This window comes from Actinacidiphila sp. bgisy144, from assembly GCF_057708105.1.
Genome location: NZ_JBYIRM010000054.1, coordinates 23,485 through 37,645 on the forward strand (window position 1 = coordinate 23,485; position 14,161 = coordinate 37,645).

General features: G+C 74.4%; 10 protein-coding genes. All 10 read left to right on the forward strand.

Annotated features, from left to right (window positions below; translation table 11 throughout):
- The first annotated feature begins 24 nt into the window (after positions 1 to 24).
- Positions 25 to 798 (forward strand): adenosylcobinamide-GDP ribazoletransferase, encoded by a 774-nt coding sequence (locus tag AC3EVP_RS35545; RefSeq protein ID WP_435137567.1) that lies wholly within the window; start codon positions 25 to 27, stop codon positions 796 to 798.
- A 146-nt stretch (positions 799 to 944) separates the two neighbouring features.
- The gene (locus tag AC3EVP_RS35550) at positions 945 to 2,450 is read left to right on the forward strand and encodes a leucyl aminopeptidase (protein WP_335984136.1); all 1,506 of its coding nucleotides are present in this window, start codon (positions 945 to 947) and stop codon (positions 2,448 to 2,450) included.
- Positions 2,451 to 2,725: 275 nt separating this feature from the next.
- On the forward strand, positions 2,726 to 4,114 hold the full coding sequence (gene lpdA, locus AC3EVP_RS35555; RefSeq protein WP_335984135.1) for a dihydrolipoyl dehydrogenase: 1,389 nt from the start codon (positions 2,726 to 2,728) through the stop codon (positions 4,112 to 4,114).
- A 50-nt stretch (positions 4,115 to 4,164) separates the two neighbouring features.
- Positions 4,165 to 5,958 (forward strand): 2-oxoglutarate dehydrogenase, E2 component, dihydrolipoamide succinyltransferase, encoded by a 1,794-nt coding sequence (sucB, locus tag AC3EVP_RS35560; RefSeq protein ID WP_435137570.1) that lies wholly within the window; start codon positions 4,165 to 4,167, stop codon positions 5,956 to 5,958.
- 186 nt (positions 5,959 to 6,144) lie between these two features.
- Entirely contained in the window at positions 6,145 to 6,783 is a 639-nt protein-coding gene (locus AC3EVP_RS35565; protein ID WP_335984133.1) for a GntR family transcriptional regulator, read from the forward strand.
- Between the two features lie 278 nt (positions 6,784 to 7,061).
- On the forward strand, positions 7,062 to 9,746 hold the full coding sequence (aceE, locus tag AC3EVP_RS35570; RefSeq protein ID WP_435137573.1) for a pyruvate dehydrogenase (acetyl-transferring), homodimeric type: 2,685 nt from the start codon (positions 7,062 to 7,064) through the stop codon (positions 9,744 to 9,746).
- Between the two features lie 236 nt (positions 9,747 to 9,982).
- Entirely contained in the window at positions 9,983 to 10,984 is a 1,002-nt protein-coding gene (locus AC3EVP_RS35575) for a GNAT family N-acetyltransferase (protein WP_435137576.1), read from the forward strand.
- A gap of 147 nt (positions 10,985 to 11,131) precedes the next feature.
- Positions 11,132 to 11,644 carry a DUF4240 domain-containing protein gene (locus AC3EVP_RS35580; protein WP_335984148.1) on the forward strand — a complete coding sequence of 171 codons (513 nt, stop codon included), beginning with the start codon at positions 11,132 to 11,134 and terminating at the stop codon, positions 11,642 to 11,644.
- A gap of 31 nt (positions 11,645 to 11,675) precedes the next feature.
- Complete coding sequence (locus tag AC3EVP_RS35585; RefSeq protein WP_335984128.1) at positions 11,676 to 12,581, forward strand: TIGR01777 family oxidoreductase; 906 nt, start codon at positions 11,676 to 11,678, stop codon at positions 12,579 to 12,581.
- Between the two features lie 310 nt (positions 12,582 to 12,891).
- Positions 12,892 to 14,161, forward strand: a 1,270-nt coding sequence (locus AC3EVP_RS35590; RefSeq protein WP_435137580.1) for an FAD-dependent oxidoreductase, incomplete at its 3' end; no start/stop codon positions are given.

Sequence of the window (14,161 nt, forward strand, 5' to 3'; positions counted from 1 at the left end):
GGCGGGGGCGGGTAGCCTCCTGGGGTGGCTGGTGGGGACGGGTTGAGGTTCGCGTTCGGGACATTGACGGTGGTGCCCGTACGGGTGACGCGGTGGGATCGGGAGGCCGCGCGGGGCGGCATGCGGGCGGCGCCGTTGGTGGGGGTGGCGGTGGGCGCGGTCGCGGGCGCGGTCGGCGCGGGCCTGCACGCGGTCGGCGCGAGCGCGCTGCTGTCGGCGGTGGGCGCGGTCGCCGTCCCGGCCGTGCTGACCCGGGGCCTGCACCTCGACGGCCTCGCCGACACCGCCGATGGGCTGGGCAGCGGCAAGCCCCCCGCGCAGGCACTGGACATCATGAAGCGCTCGGACATCGGACCGTTCGGCGTACTGACCCTGGTCCTGGTGCTGCTGGGCCAGGTCGCCGCCTTGACCGCCTGCTACGGGCACGGGTGGGTGTACGGCGCGGTGTCCGCGGTGGCCGGCGCTGTCGCGGGACGCGCCGCGATGACGCTCGCGGCCCGCCGCGGGATACCGGCGGCCCGCCCGGGCGGCCTCGGCGCGGCCGTCGCCGGCGTGCTGTCCCCCCGTACCGCGTGGACCGTCGCCGCGGGGTGCGCCGGGCTCGCCGCACTCGCCGGCGCGGGCTTTGCGGGCCTGACCTGGCTCCGCTTCCTGCTCGCCGCGGCCCTCGCCGCCACCGCCGCCGAGTCGCTGCTGCGCCGCTGCCGCACCCGCTTCGGCGGGGTGACCGGCGACGTGTTCGGCGCCCTGTGCGAGACCGCCGCGACCTGCGCCCTCCTCGTCCTGTCGCTGCGCTGACCGCGTGGTCCGCCCCGCCGCAGCGGGATGCGGACACGTCCGCCTGCCCGCCCGCTGAGCCGCAACTCGGCAGCGTAGGCTCGACGGAGGGCTGCTCCGGCGTCGTGGTGGCCCGCACACCTTCGACCGTTAGGACCCCACCCACCGTGACTGCACTGACACTAAGCGCCTCCTCCGCCGCAGCGCTGCGCGCGGATGCCGTCGTCGTAGGCGTGACCAAGGGCCCGAAAGGCCCGCGCCTGGCGCCGGGAGCGGACGCCGTGGACGACGCGTTCGGCGGCAAGCTGGCCGCCGTCCTCGAGACCCTGGGCGCGTCCGGCGCCGAGGGCGAGTCGACCAAGGTGCCCTCCCCCGACGGCGTGAAGGCTCCCGTGGTGCTCGCGGTCGGCCTCGGCGAACCCGCGGGAGACGGCGAGCCGTACGACGCGGACGCCCTCCGCAAGGCCGCGGGCGTCGCCGCCCGCACCCTGGCCGGCGCCAGGAAGGCGGTCTTCGCCCTGCCCGCCGCTTCCGCCGCCGACGTGGAAGCCGTCGGCACCGGTGCGCTGCTGGGCGCGTACACCTTCACCACCTACCGGTCCGGGGACACGAAGGGCGCGCTCGGCGAGGTCACCGTGACCGGCGCCAAGCCGCGCGACAAGGAGCACAAGGCCGCCGCCGCGCGCGCCGTCGCGGTCGCCGAAGAGGTCAACCGGGCCCGCGACCTGATCAACACCCCGCCGAACGACCTCACGCCGACCGCGTTCGCCGCCCTCGCCCAGCAGGCCGGCAAGGAGCACGGCCTGAAGGTCGAGGTGCTGGACGAGAAGGCGCTCGCCAAGGGCGGCTACGGCGGCCTCATCGGCGTCGGCCGCGGCTCGGCCACCCCGCCCCGCCTGGTCAAGGTCGCCTACACGCACCCCGACGCGACCGTCTCGCTCGCCTTCGTCGGCAAGGGCATCACCTACGACTCGGGCGGCATCTCCCTGAAGCCGCCGGGGCACAACGAGACGATGAAGTGCGACATGAGCGGCGCGGCCGCCGTGTTCGGCGCGGTGCTGGCCACCGCGAAGCTCGGGCTGGCGGTCAACGTGACCGGCTGGCTGGCGCTGGCCGAGAACATGCCCGGCGGCAACGCGACCCGCCCCGGCGACGTGCTGAAGATGTACAGCGGCAAGACCGTCGAGGTGCTCAACACCGACGCCGAGGGCCGCCTGGTGCTGGCCGACGCGCTGGCCCGCGCCTCCGAGGAGTCGCCGGACGCGATCGTGGACGTGGCGACGCTGACCGGGGCGATGGTGCTCGCGCTGGGCGACGGCCGGTTCGGGATCATGTCCAACGACGACGACTTCCGCTCCAAGGTGCACGCCGTGGCGCTCGCCGAGGGCGAGGACTCCTGGCCGATGCCGCTGCCGCAGCAGCTGCGCAAGACGTTCGACTCGCCGGTGGCCGACATCGCGAACATGGGCGTGCGGCCCGGCGGCGGGCTGATCGCCGGGCTCTTCCTGCGCGAGTTCGTCGGCGAGGGCATCTCCTGGGCGCACCTCGACATCGCCGGCCCGGCCTTCCACGAGGGCGCGCCCTTCGGCTACACCCCCAAGGGCGGCACCGGCAGCGCCGTCCGCACCCTCGTGGGCCTCGCCCGTACCGCCGCCGAGGGCGAGCTGCTCTGACCGGCGCCCGTTGACCGCGCCGGTCGGCAAAGAGGTGGGCAGAGAAAAACGCCGTGAGTTAGCTCACACGCGGCCCCGGGTGAATCACCCGGGGCCGTACGTGCTACGCGCCTGCTGCGTCACACCGCCCGGCCCGATGCCTCACCGGCCGCCAACAAGTGCGAAGATGTGGGTCGGCACGACAGGGCCCCCTTTGAGACAAAGCGGCCGAACCAAAGCCGCCGTCCGGTCTAGGTGGACCGGCTCCGGCGAACCCCATGCATGGAGGACGTGACGTGGCGAACGACGCCAGCACTGTTTTCGACCTAGTGATCCTCGGCGGTGGCAGTGGCGGTTACGCGGCTGCCCTGCGTGCCGCACAGCTTGGACTCGACGTCGCCCTGATCGAGAAGAACAAGCTCGGGGGCACCTGTCTGCACCAGGGCTGCATCCCCACCAAGGCGCTCCTGCACGCCGGCGAGATCGCCGACCAGGCCCGCGAGAGCGAGCAGTTCGGTGTGCGGGCGACCTTCGAGGGCATCGACATCGCGGCCGTCCACAAGTACAAGGACGACGTGATCTCCGGCCTGTACAAGGGCCTGCAGGGCCTCGTGGCCTCGCGCAAGGTCACCTACATCGAGGGTGAGGGCCGGCTCTCCTCCCCCACCTCGGTGGACGTGAACGGCCAGCGCATCCAGGGCCGGCACATCGTGCTGGCGACCGGGTCCGTACCGCGCTCGCTGCCGGGCCTGACCATCGACGGCAACCGGATCATCTCCTCCGACCACGCCCTGGTCCTGGACCGGGTGCCGCAGTCGGCGATCATCCTGGGCGGCGGCGTGATCGGCGTCGAGTTCGCCTCGGCGTGGAAGTCCTTCGGCACCGACGTGACGATCGTCGAGGGCCTGCCCCACCTGGTGCCGGTCGAGGACGAGAACAGCTCGAAGCTGCTGGAGCGGGCCTTCCGCAAGCGCGGCATCAAGTTCAACCTGGGCACCTTCTTCCAGGGCGCCGAGTACACCGACAACGGCGTCAAGGTCACCCTGGCCGACGGCAAGACCTTCGAGGCGGAGGTGCTGCTCGTCGCCATCGGCCGCGGCCCGGTCTCGCAGAACCTCGGCTACGAGGAGCAGGGCGTCGCGATGGACCGCGGCTACGTCCTGGTCGACGAGTACATGCGCACCAACGTGCCGACCATCTCCGCGGTGGGCGACCTGGTGCCCACCCTCCAGCTCGCGCACGTCGGCTTCGCCGAGGGCATCCTCGTCGCCGAGCGGGTGGCCGGCCTCAAGCCGGTGCCGATCGACTACGACGGCGTGCCGCGCGTGACCTACTGCCACCCCGAGGTCGCCTCCATGGGCCTCAGCGAGGCGAAGGCCAAGGAGGTGTACGGCGCGGACAAGGTCGTCACGCTCAAGTACAACCTCGCCGGCAACGGCAAGAGCAAGATCCTCAAGACCTCGGGCGAGGTCAAGCTGGTCCAGGTGCGCGACGGCGCGGTCGTGGGCGTGCACATGGTCGGCGACCGGATGGGCGAGCAGGTCGGCGAGGCCCAGCTGATCTACAACTGGGAGGCGCTGCCCGCCGAGGTCGCGCAGCTCATCCACGCCCACCCGACGCAGAGCGAGGCGCTCGGCGAGGCGCACCTGGCGCTTGCCGGCAAGCCCCTGCACTCGCACGACTGACCCTCGAACACGCCACCCATCCGCACAGATCGTTAGGAGCAACCGCAACCATGGCGGTTTCCGTAACCCTGCCGGCGCTCGGCGAGAGCGTGACCGAGGGCACCGTCACCCGCTGGCTGAAGGCCGAAGGTGAGCGGGTCGAGGCCGACGAGCCCCTGCTCGAGGTCTCGACCGACAAGGTCGACACCGAGATCCCCTCTCCCGCGTCGGGCGTCCTGGCGTCCATCAAGGTCGCCGAGGACGAGACGGTCGAGGTCGGCGCCGAGCTGGCCGTGATCGACGACGGCTCGGGCGCCCCCGCCGCCCCGGCGGCCCCCGCGGCCGAGCCCGCCCCGGAGCCGGCGCCCGCGCCGACCCCGGCCGCCGCGACGCCGTCCACCGAGGCCGCGGCCCCCGCCCCGGCCCCGACCGCGCAGGCGGCCGCCGGCGCCTCCGGCGCGTCCGGCACCGACGTGGTGCTGCCCGCGCTCGGCGAGTCCGTCACCGAGGGCACCGTCACCCGCTGGCTGAAGGCGGTCGGCGAGAGCGTCGAGGCCGACGAGCCGCTGCTCGAGGTCTCCACGGACAAGGTCGACACCGAGATCCCGTCGCCGGTCTCCGGCACCCTGCTGGAGATCCTGGTCCAGGAGGACGAGACGGCCGAGGTCGGCGCGAAGCTGGCGGTCGTCGGTGCGGCCGGTGCCGCTCCGGCCGCTGCCCCCGCGCCTGCCGCGCCCGCCCCGGCTCCGGCGGCCCCGGCTCCCGCGCCCGCCGCCCCGGCGCCCGCTCAGGCGGCCCCGCCGGCTCCGGCCGCGCCCGCCCCGGCCGCTCCGGCACCCGCTGCTCCGGCGCCCGCTGCTCCGGCTCCGGCTCCGGCCCCCGCTCCGGTGGCCCAGCCCGCCCCGGCCGCGCCCGCTCCGGCTCCGGCGGCCCCGGCCGGTGACGGCGCCTACGTCACTCCGCTGGTCCGCAAGCTCGCCGCCGAGAGCGGCGTGGACCTCGGCTCGGTGCGGGGCACCGGCGTCGGCGGCCGTATCCGCAAGCAGGACGTGCTCGCCGCCGCGGAGGCCGCCAAGGCCGCCGCGACGCCGGCCGCTCCCGCTGCCGCCGCGCCCAAGGCGGCGAAGTCCGTCGAGGTGTCGCCGCTGCGCGGCCAGACGGTCAAGATGACCCGGATGCGCAAGGTCATCGGCGACAACATGATGAAGGCCCTGCACTCGCAGGCGCAGCTGACCAGCGTGGTCGAGGTGGACGTCACCCGGGTCATGCGGCTGCGCGGGCTGGCCAAGGAGTCCTTCGCGGCGCGCGAGGGCGTGAAGCTCTCCCCGATGCCGTTCTTCGTCAAGGCCGCCGCCCAGGCGCTCAAGGCCCACCCGGTGATCAACGCCCGTATCAACGAGGACGAGGGCACGATCACCTACTTCGACTCCGAGAACATCGGGATCGCGGTGGACTCCGAGAAGGGCCTGATGACCCCGGTCATCAAGGGCGCCGGCGACCTGAACATCGCGGGCATCGCCAAGAAGACCGCCGAGCTGGCGGCCAACGTCCGGGCCAGCAAGATCACCCCGGACGACCTGGCGGGCGCGACCTTCACGATCAGCAACACCGGTTCGCGCGGTGCGCTGTTCGACACGGTCATCGTGCCGCCGAACCAGGCCGCGATCCTCGGCATCGGCGCGACCGTCAAGCGCCCGGTGGTCGTGGAGACCGCCGAGGGCACGGTCATCGGCGTCCGGGACATGACGTACCTGTCGCTCTCCTACGACCACCGGCTGGTGGACGGTGCCGACGCGGCCCGCTACCTGACCGCGGTCAAGGAGATCCTGGAGGCCGGCGAGTTCGAGGTCGAGCTCGGCCTGTGAGCGCGTTGCGCGCCTGAACCGCAGTGCTGACGGCGCCCCCGCAACCGGTCCCACCGGGTGCGGGGGCGCCGCCGCGCGGCAGGGGCGCGCCGGCCCGTTCACGGGTTCGGGGCCGTCCCGACCGGCGGCAGCCCGGCCGCCCCGTCGTATCGTCGTAGGCACGCAACAGCGAAGGAGCGCGCCCCCATGGCCCAAGTCGCCGCCCCTCATCTGGTCGTGCACAGCCTGCGCGAGCAGATCCGCGAGCACATCCTCGACGGCATCGTCAGCGGACGCTGGAAGCCGGGCGAGCGGATCGTGGAACGGCGGATCGCGGTCGAGCTGGAGGTCAGCCAGACGCCGGTCCGTGAGGCGCTGCGGGAGCTGGAGACGCTGCGGCTGATCGAGTCCGCGCCGAACAAGGGCGTGCGGGTGCGCGGTCTGACGGCGGCAGACGTCAAGGAGAGCTACCCGGTGCGGGCCGGTCTCGAGCAGGTCGCGGCGGAGCTGGCGGCGGCCGCGCTGGCTGAGGACCCGGGCCCGCTGGAGCGCGAGGTGGCCGCGCTGCGGGCGGCCGACGCCGCGCTGGACGACGAGGCGCAGGTCCGGCACACCGTCGCCTTCCACCACGAGCTGGTCCGCGCGGCCGACAACGGCGTGCTGCTGCACGTGTGGGAGTCGCTGGGCATCGAGGTGTGGACCACGCTGTCGATGCGCTGGCTGAGCCCCGCGCCGCGCGCCTACGCCGACGAGCACCAGGAGCTGGTGGACGCGTTCACCGCCCGCGATCCGCGGATCGGCGAGCTGATCAAGTCCCATGTGCTGAGCTGCGCCCCGCAGGTGTAGCCGCGGGGCGGGCGCCTGCCGTTGGGCGGAGCGGAGCCCGGCTGCCCCTTCGGTAGGGTGGGGCGGGCGGGGCGTGGACCGCTGTTTCCCAGGCGAAGCCCAGGTGTCACTGGGTGCCCCGAAGGCTGGCACCCCGTGCCGACCTGTGGTTACTTCCCGGCAACCCATTGATCGATCATCGATCGCGGCGTAACGTCGATCGGCGGGGAGCTTCCTGTCGTGCCCGACTCACACTTCCCACCACCCTCCCTCCGTTGTCTGGAAGGCGGCACACACCCATGCCTGACGCCGTAGGCCGTACCCGGCCGAGTCAGCTCGACCAGATCCCCGACATCGACCCGGAGGAGACCGCGGAATGGCGCGCGTCCCTGGACGCGGTCGCCAAGGCCGCGGGCCCGCACAGGGCGGCGTACCTGATGCGCCGCACCCTGGAGAGCGGTAGCGAGAGCGGCCTGAGCCTGCCGACGCCGCTGGAGACCGAGTACATCAACACCATCCCCACCGCCGCCGAACCCGCCTACCCGGGTGACGAGGCGCTGGAGGCGCGGATCACCGCCTGGAACCGCTGGAACGCGGCGGCGATGGTCACCCGCGGCAGCAAACTCGGCCTCGGCGGCCACATCGCCACCTTCGCCTCGGCCGCCTGGCTCTACGAGACCGGGTTCCAGCACTTCTTCCACGGCAAGGAGGGCGCCGGCAGCGGCGACCAGCTCTACATCCAGGGCCACGCCTCCCCCGGCATCTACGCCCGCGCGTTCCTCGACGGCCGCCTCACCGAGGCGCACCTGGACCGCTTCCGCCAGGAGGCCGGCGGCGACGGCCTGCCGTCCTACCCGCACCCGCGGCGGCTGCCGTGGCTGTGGGAGTTCCCGACCGTGTCCATGGGCCTCGGCCCGCTCTCGGCGATCTACCAGGCGCGGTTCAACCGCTACCTGGAGCACCGCGGCATCAAGGACACGTCCGGCTCGCACGTGTGGGCGTTCCTCGGCGACGGCGAGATGGACGAGCCGGAGTCGACCGCCGCCCTGGCGCTCGCCGCCCGCGAGGGCCTGGACAACCTGACCTACGTCATCAACTGCAACCTCCAGCGGCTGGACGGCCCGGTCCGCCCGAACTTCAAGATCGTGCAGGAGCTGGAGGCGCAGTTCCGCGCCGCCGGCTGGCACGTGGTGAAGGCGCTGTGGGGCGCGGCCTGGGACGAGGTGCTGGCCCAGGACACCGACGGCGCGCTGCTGCGGCGCCTGCGGGAGACCCCGGACGCGCAGTTCCAGACGTACGCCACCCGCGACGCGGCCTACCTGCGCGACCACTTCTTCGGTGCGGACGCCTCGCTGCGCACCATCGGCGCGAAGCTCACCGACGCCAAGCTGCTGGAGCTGTTCCAGACCTCGCGCGCCGGCCACGAGCCGCGCAAGGTGTACGCGGCCTACCGCGCGGCGATGGAGCACAAGGGCGCGCCCACGGTGATCCTCGCGCAGACGGTGAAGGGCTACACGCTCGGCGCCGGCTTCGAGTCGCGCAACGCCAACCACCAGATGAAGAAGCTCACCGGCACGCAGTTCCGCGCCATGCGCGACCTGCTGGAGCTGCCGATCCCGGACAGCGCGCTGGACGCGGACGTGGTGCCGTACTGGCACCCGGGCGAGAACTCCCCCGAGATCCAGTACCTGCGCGAGCGCCGGGCGGCCCTGGGCGGTCCCGCGCCGGCCCGCAAGGTGGCGGCCGCACCGCTGCCGCTGCCGCCGGAGAAGGCGTACAAGCCGCTGGAGAAGGGGTCCGGCAGCCAGGAGATCGCCACCACCATGGCGTTCGTCCGGCTGGTGAAGGACCTGATGCGGGAGAAGGAGACCGGGCGCCGCTGGGTGCCGGTCGTGCCCGACGAGGCCCGCACCTTCGGCATGGAGTCGCTCTTCCCGTCCGCCGGGCTGTACTCGCCGAAGGGCCAGACGTACGACCCGGTCGACCGCGACCAGCTGCTGTACTACAAGGAGGCGAAGGACGGCCAGATCCTCAACGAGGGGATCACCGAGGCCGGTTCGCTCGCCGACTTCACCGCCGCGGCCACGTCGTACGCCACCCACGGCGAGCCGATGATCCCGTTCTACATCTTCTACTCGATGTTCGGGTTCCAGCGGACCGCGGACCAGTTCTGGGCGCTCGCCGACCAGCTCGGCCGCGGCTTCGTGATCGGCGCCACCGCGGGCCGCACCACGATGACCGGTGAGGGCCTCCAGCACGCCGACGGCCACTCGCACCTGCTCGCCTCCACCAACCCGGCGGCGATCTCCTACGACCCGGCGTTCGCGTTCGAGGTCGCGGTGATCGTCCGTGAGGGCCTGCGGCGGATGTACGGTCCGGCCGTCGAGGGCGAGGACCAGGACGTCTTCTACTACCTGACGGTGTACAACGAGCCGAAGGTGCAGCCCGCCATGCCCGAGGGCGTGGAGGAGGGCATCATCAAGGGCCTCTACCGCTACCAGGAGGCGGCGCCCGCCGCCGCGGACGCCCCGCGCACGCAGCTGCTGGCGTCGGGCACCGCGATCCACTGGGCGCTGGAGGCGCAGCGGCTGCTCGCCGAGGACTGGGGTGTGGCCGCGGACGTGTGGTCGGCGCCGTCGTGGACGGAGCTGCGGCGCGAGGCGCTGGCGTGCGACGCGGCGCGGCTGCGCGGCGAGGACCGGGTGCCGTACGTGACCCGGGCGCTGGCCGGCGCGCCGGGGCCCGTGGTCGCCGTCAGCGACTGGATGCGGGCGGTGCCGGACCAGATCGCGCCGTGGGTGGAGCAGGACTGGACGTCGGTGGGCACCGACGGGTTCGGGCTCTCCGACACGCGTGAGGCGGCCCGCCGGCACTTCGGCGTGGACCCGCAGTCGCTGACCGTGCAGGCGCTGGCGGCGCTGGCCCGGCGCGGCGAGGTCAAGCCGGAGACGGTGAAGGAGGCCGCGGAGCGCTACGGGCTCTGAGGCACGGTGTGCCGTCCGGTTCCGGGTGCCGCCCGGTCCGGCCGGTGAACGCGGTACGGCGGCGGGTCCCTGACCGGAGGGGCCCGCCGCCGGCGCATGTCCGGGCATGGGTCGCATCCGGTGCGAAACGCGCCCGCCGGGAACGGCGCGTTTTCGTACGGCGGCCGCCGTGACGTGGGAATCCGCGCCGCGGAAGGGATTGCGGGCACCTACACCGACCGGTTAGGTTCCCCCGGATGCCTACCAAACACCGGCGGCTGACCTCCCCCACCGACGACGACGTCCGCGCGTGGCACCGGGTGCGGTCCGCGGCGCTCGCCCACGACCGCCCGGGCGAACCGCTGCCGACCCTCGCCGAGGTGCGCACCGCGCTGACCACCGTCGGGCCCGGCAGCCGGCTGGCGCTGTGGCTGGCGTACGGCGCGAACGGCGAGGGGGTGGCGACGGCGAAGCTGCGGCTGCCGACCGCCGAGAACAGCGGCCGCCTGGCGTCGGTGGAGCTGACCGTCCATCCCGCGCACCGCAGGATGGGCATGGGGTCGCGGCTGCTGACCACCGTGGTGGCCGCGGCGGCCGAGGAGAACTGCCGCCGGCTGTCGACGGAGGTACTGGCCGGCACCCCGGGCGAGAGCTTCCTGTCCACCCGGGACTTCGTGCCCGCGCTCCGGCTGACCTGGCAGCGGCTGCTGCTGGCCGAGATACCGGAGCGGATCGTGAAGCTGCCGGACGTGCCGCACCCCGGCTACCGGCTGGCGTCCTGGGAGGGCGCGCCGCCGGACGCGCTCGCGGACTCCTTCGCCGCTGCCCGGGCCGGGCTGGCGGACCAGCCGACCGGCGGCCTGGCCGTGACGTGGACCCAGTGGGACGCCGAGCGGGTGCGCAGGACCGCGGAGTTGGCGGCCCGGCGCGGTGAGCGGCTGCTCAACCACGCGGCGGTCAGCGTCGCCGACGGGTCCGTGGCCGGGTACACCAAGCTGACGCTGCCCGCCGAGGCCGCCGCCGGCGGCGGGGCCCGCGCCAAGCAGCTCGACACCGCGGTGCTGCCCGCACACCGCGGGCACGGGCTGGGGCTGTGGCTGAAGTCCGCGATGCTGCGGCACCTGGTCGACGGCCACCCCGAGGTGGCGGAGGTCGTCACGAACACGGCGGACGACAACCGGCACATGCTGGCGGTGAACGCCGCGCTCGGCTTCCGGCCGCTGCGGCGTACCGTGGCCTACCAGCTGCGGCTGGCGTGACCTTCCCGGGTGCCCCGTCACCCGTTCGTGGGGCCGCCCGCCGGCGGCGGGCCGGTCGCGCACCTGCCCGGGCCCCTCGATACGGCCGCCGCGCAGTAGCGTGGTCGCGTTGCACGGGGTATCGCCGCACGGGAAGCTGGACGCGTGATGGACGAGACGGAGTTCTGGGAGATCGTCGACCGGGCGCGTGAGGCGGCGGAGGGCGATCCGGAGGAGCAGGCCGACCTGGTGGTGGAACGGCTGGCCGGCCTCGACCCGGACGCCGTGCTGGACTTCGCGCGGCACTTCGAGACGCGGTTCAACCGGGCGCTGTCGTGGGAGCTGTGGGGCGCCGCGGACGTCATGCTGGGCGGGGTGGACGAGGACGCGTTCGACTTCTTCCGGTGCTGGCTGATCGGCCAGGGCCGGCACGTCTTCGAGGGCGCCCTGCACGCCCCGGACGACCTGGCGTTCCTGGTCCCGGAGTTCGACCCCGAGGCCGACGGCGACGCCGAGGACCTGGGGTACGCCGCCGACGAGGCGTACGAGCAGCTGACCGGGGTGCGGCTGCCGGATCTGGAGCTGCCGCCGCGCCAGGACCCGGAGGGCGTGCGCCCGGACTTCGACGACGACGCGGCGATGGCGGAGCGCTTCCCGCAGCTGTGGGCGCGCTTCGGGTAGCGCGCCGGGGCGACCGGGCACAATGGCCCCCATGCGTATCGCAGTCACCGGCGCCTCCGGGCTGATCGGCTCCGCCCTGTCCGCCTCTCTGACGGCCGACGGCCATGAGGTGGTCGCGCTGGTCCGGCGCGCCCCGGCCGGCCCCGGAGAGGCCCGCTGGGACCCGCGGGCGGGCACCGTGGACGAAGGGGCGCTCGCGGGCTGCGACGCGGTCGTCCACCTGGCGGGTGCGCCGGTCGCGGCGCGGCGCTGGAGCGACCGGCGCAAGAAGGTGCTCCTCGACAGCCGGGTGGACGGCACCGCCACGATCGCGCGGGCGATGGCCGCGCTCGACCCGAAGCCGCGGGTGCTGGTGGCCGGCAGCGCGATCGGCTACTACGGCGACACCGGCGACCGCTTCGTGGACGAGGACAGCCCGGCGGGCAGCGGCTTCCTGGCCGACCTGGTCCAGGCGTGGGAGGCGGCGGCCGACCCGGCGCGCGCGGCCGGCATCCGCACGGTGCACGCGCGCACCGGCCTGGTGGTCTCGCCGCAGGGCGGGGCGTGGGGCGCGCTGTTCCCGTTCTTCCGGGCCGGGCTGGGCGGGCGGCTGGGCAGCGGGCGGCAGTACTGGAGCTTCATCTCGCTCGCCGACGAGATCGCCGCGCTGCGGTTCGCCATCGACCACGAGGAGCTGTCCGGGCCGGTGAACCTGACCGCGCCGGACCCACGCACCAACAGCGAGATCACCGCGGCGATGGGGCGGGTGCTGCACCGGCCGACGGTGCTGCCGGTGCCGTCGTTCGCGCTGCGCGCGGTGCTCGGGGAGTTCGCCGGCGACGTGACGGGCAGTCAGCGGGTGCGGCCCAAGCGGCTGCTGGACGCCGGGTTCCCGTTCGCGCACCCGGACATCGACGGGGCGATCAAGGCGGCGCTGCCCCCGCGCAACCAGGTCTGAGGAGCGCGGCAGCGCGGCCGTACGGTGGGGGCCCAGCGGCCGTACGCCGGCGGCGGTGCGTGCGGGGTCGTACGGCCGGAAAGCTCGCCGGAAAGGGCCGGATCGGGCCGATCCGCCCCGCATCCTTTGCCTTTGATGAGGGCATGACCTTTAGCAGCGTTTCGCGCGGGCCGGTGCCGACGGCCGGCCGCCGGGCGGAAGCGGGCAGTTGACGGTGCGTCGGCGGAGCAGGGCCGCCTGCCGCACCCGCCCGCCCCCGCCCCCCGCGCGGGCGCGAGCGGGGATCGGACCCGACCTCGGGAGGGGCATCGTGCTCGCACCAGCACGCCCGCACAGCACGGCCGCGGCCACGGACGTGATCGTCATCGGCGCCGGACCGGCCGGCCTGGCCGCCGCGCACCACCTGACCGAAGGGGGGATGCGCGTCACCGTCCTGGAGGCCACCGAACGCGTCGGCGGGCGGATGGCCACCGACAGCGTGGACGGCTTCCGGCTCGACCGCGGGCCCCAACTGCTCAACACCGCCTACCCCGAGCTGTCCCGCACCCGCGGGTTGCGCGGGCTGCCGCTGGCCCCGCTCGCGCCCGGCGCGCTCGTCCACTCCGCCGGCCGCGCCTTCCGGGTCGGCGGGCCCCGCGGCACCCGCGCGTCCTTCGGCTCGGCCCGCGACCGGGCCCGGCTCGGCACCGCGCTCGACCGGCTCGCCGCCACCCCCACCCACCGCATCACCGCCCGCCCCGAGAGCACCGCCGCCCTCGCGCTTTCCGGGCGCGGCTTCGCGCCCCGCACGGTCGAGCACTTCCTGCGGCCGCTGCTCGCCGCGCTGCTGTGCGACGCCGAACTCGGCACGTCCAGCCGGGTGGCCGACATCGTGCTGCGCGGCTTCGCCCGGGGCCGGTCCTGCCTGCCGGTGGGCGGCGCCGCCCGTCTGCCCGAACGGCTCGCCGCCGCCCTCCCGCCGGGCACCATACGGTTCGGGGTGCGCGCCGCCCACGTCGCCGCCAACGCCGTGCACACCACCGACGGCGCCGAACTCCCCTGCCGCGGCGTGGTCGTCGCCACCGACGCCCACGCGGCCGCCGCGCTCCTGCCGGGGCTGCGCGTGCCCGGCTTCCACCCCGTCACCGTGGTCCACCACGCCGCGCCCACCGCACCCACGGCGCCCCTGCGCGAGCCCGTCCTCGTCCTCGACGCCGACCGCCTCGGGCCGGTCTCCCACACCTACGCGGCCACCGCCGTCGACCCGACCCGTGCTCCGCGGGGCCGCACCCTCGTCACCTCCGTCCTCCTCGGCCCCCCGCCGGACGGCTCCGACGACAAGACCGTCCGCGCCCACCTCGCGGACCTCTATGGCACCTCCACCGACCACTGGGACCTGCTCTCCCTGCGCACCACCGCGCACTGCGTCCCCGCCATGCCCCCGCCCCACGACCTGCGCCGGCCCGTCCGCCTCCTCGCCGGCCTCTACGTCTGCGGCGACCACCGCGACACCTCCACCCTCCAGGGCGCCCTCTTCTCCGGCCGCCGCGCCGCCTCCGCGGCCCTGCGCGACCTCACCGCCCACACCCCACCCCGCGCGG

Excerpts from the sequence above, each read along its gene's own strand:
- sucB (WP_435137570.1), top strand. The coding sequence starts at position 4,165 with ATGGCGGTTTCCGTAACCCTGCCGGCGCTCGGCGAGAGCGTGACCGAG.
- AC3EVP_RS35565 (WP_335984133.1), top strand. The coding sequence starts at position 6,145 with ATGGCCCAAGTCGCCGCCCCTCATCTGGTCGTGCACAGCCTGCGCGAG.
- aceE (WP_435137573.1), top strand. The coding sequence starts at position 7,062 with ATGCCTGACGCCGTAGGCCGTACCCGGCCGAGTCAGCTCGACCAGATC.
- AC3EVP_RS35575 (WP_435137576.1), top strand. The coding sequence starts at position 9,983 with ATGCCTACCAAACACCGGCGGCTGACCTCCCCCACCGACGACGACGTC.
- AC3EVP_RS35580 (WP_335984148.1), top strand. The coding sequence starts at position 11,132 with ATGGACGAGACGGAGTTCTGGGAGATCGTCGACCGGGCGCGTGAGGCG.
- AC3EVP_RS35585 (WP_335984128.1), top strand. The coding sequence starts at position 11,676 with ATGCGTATCGCAGTCACCGGCGCCTCCGGGCTGATCGGCTCCGCCCTG.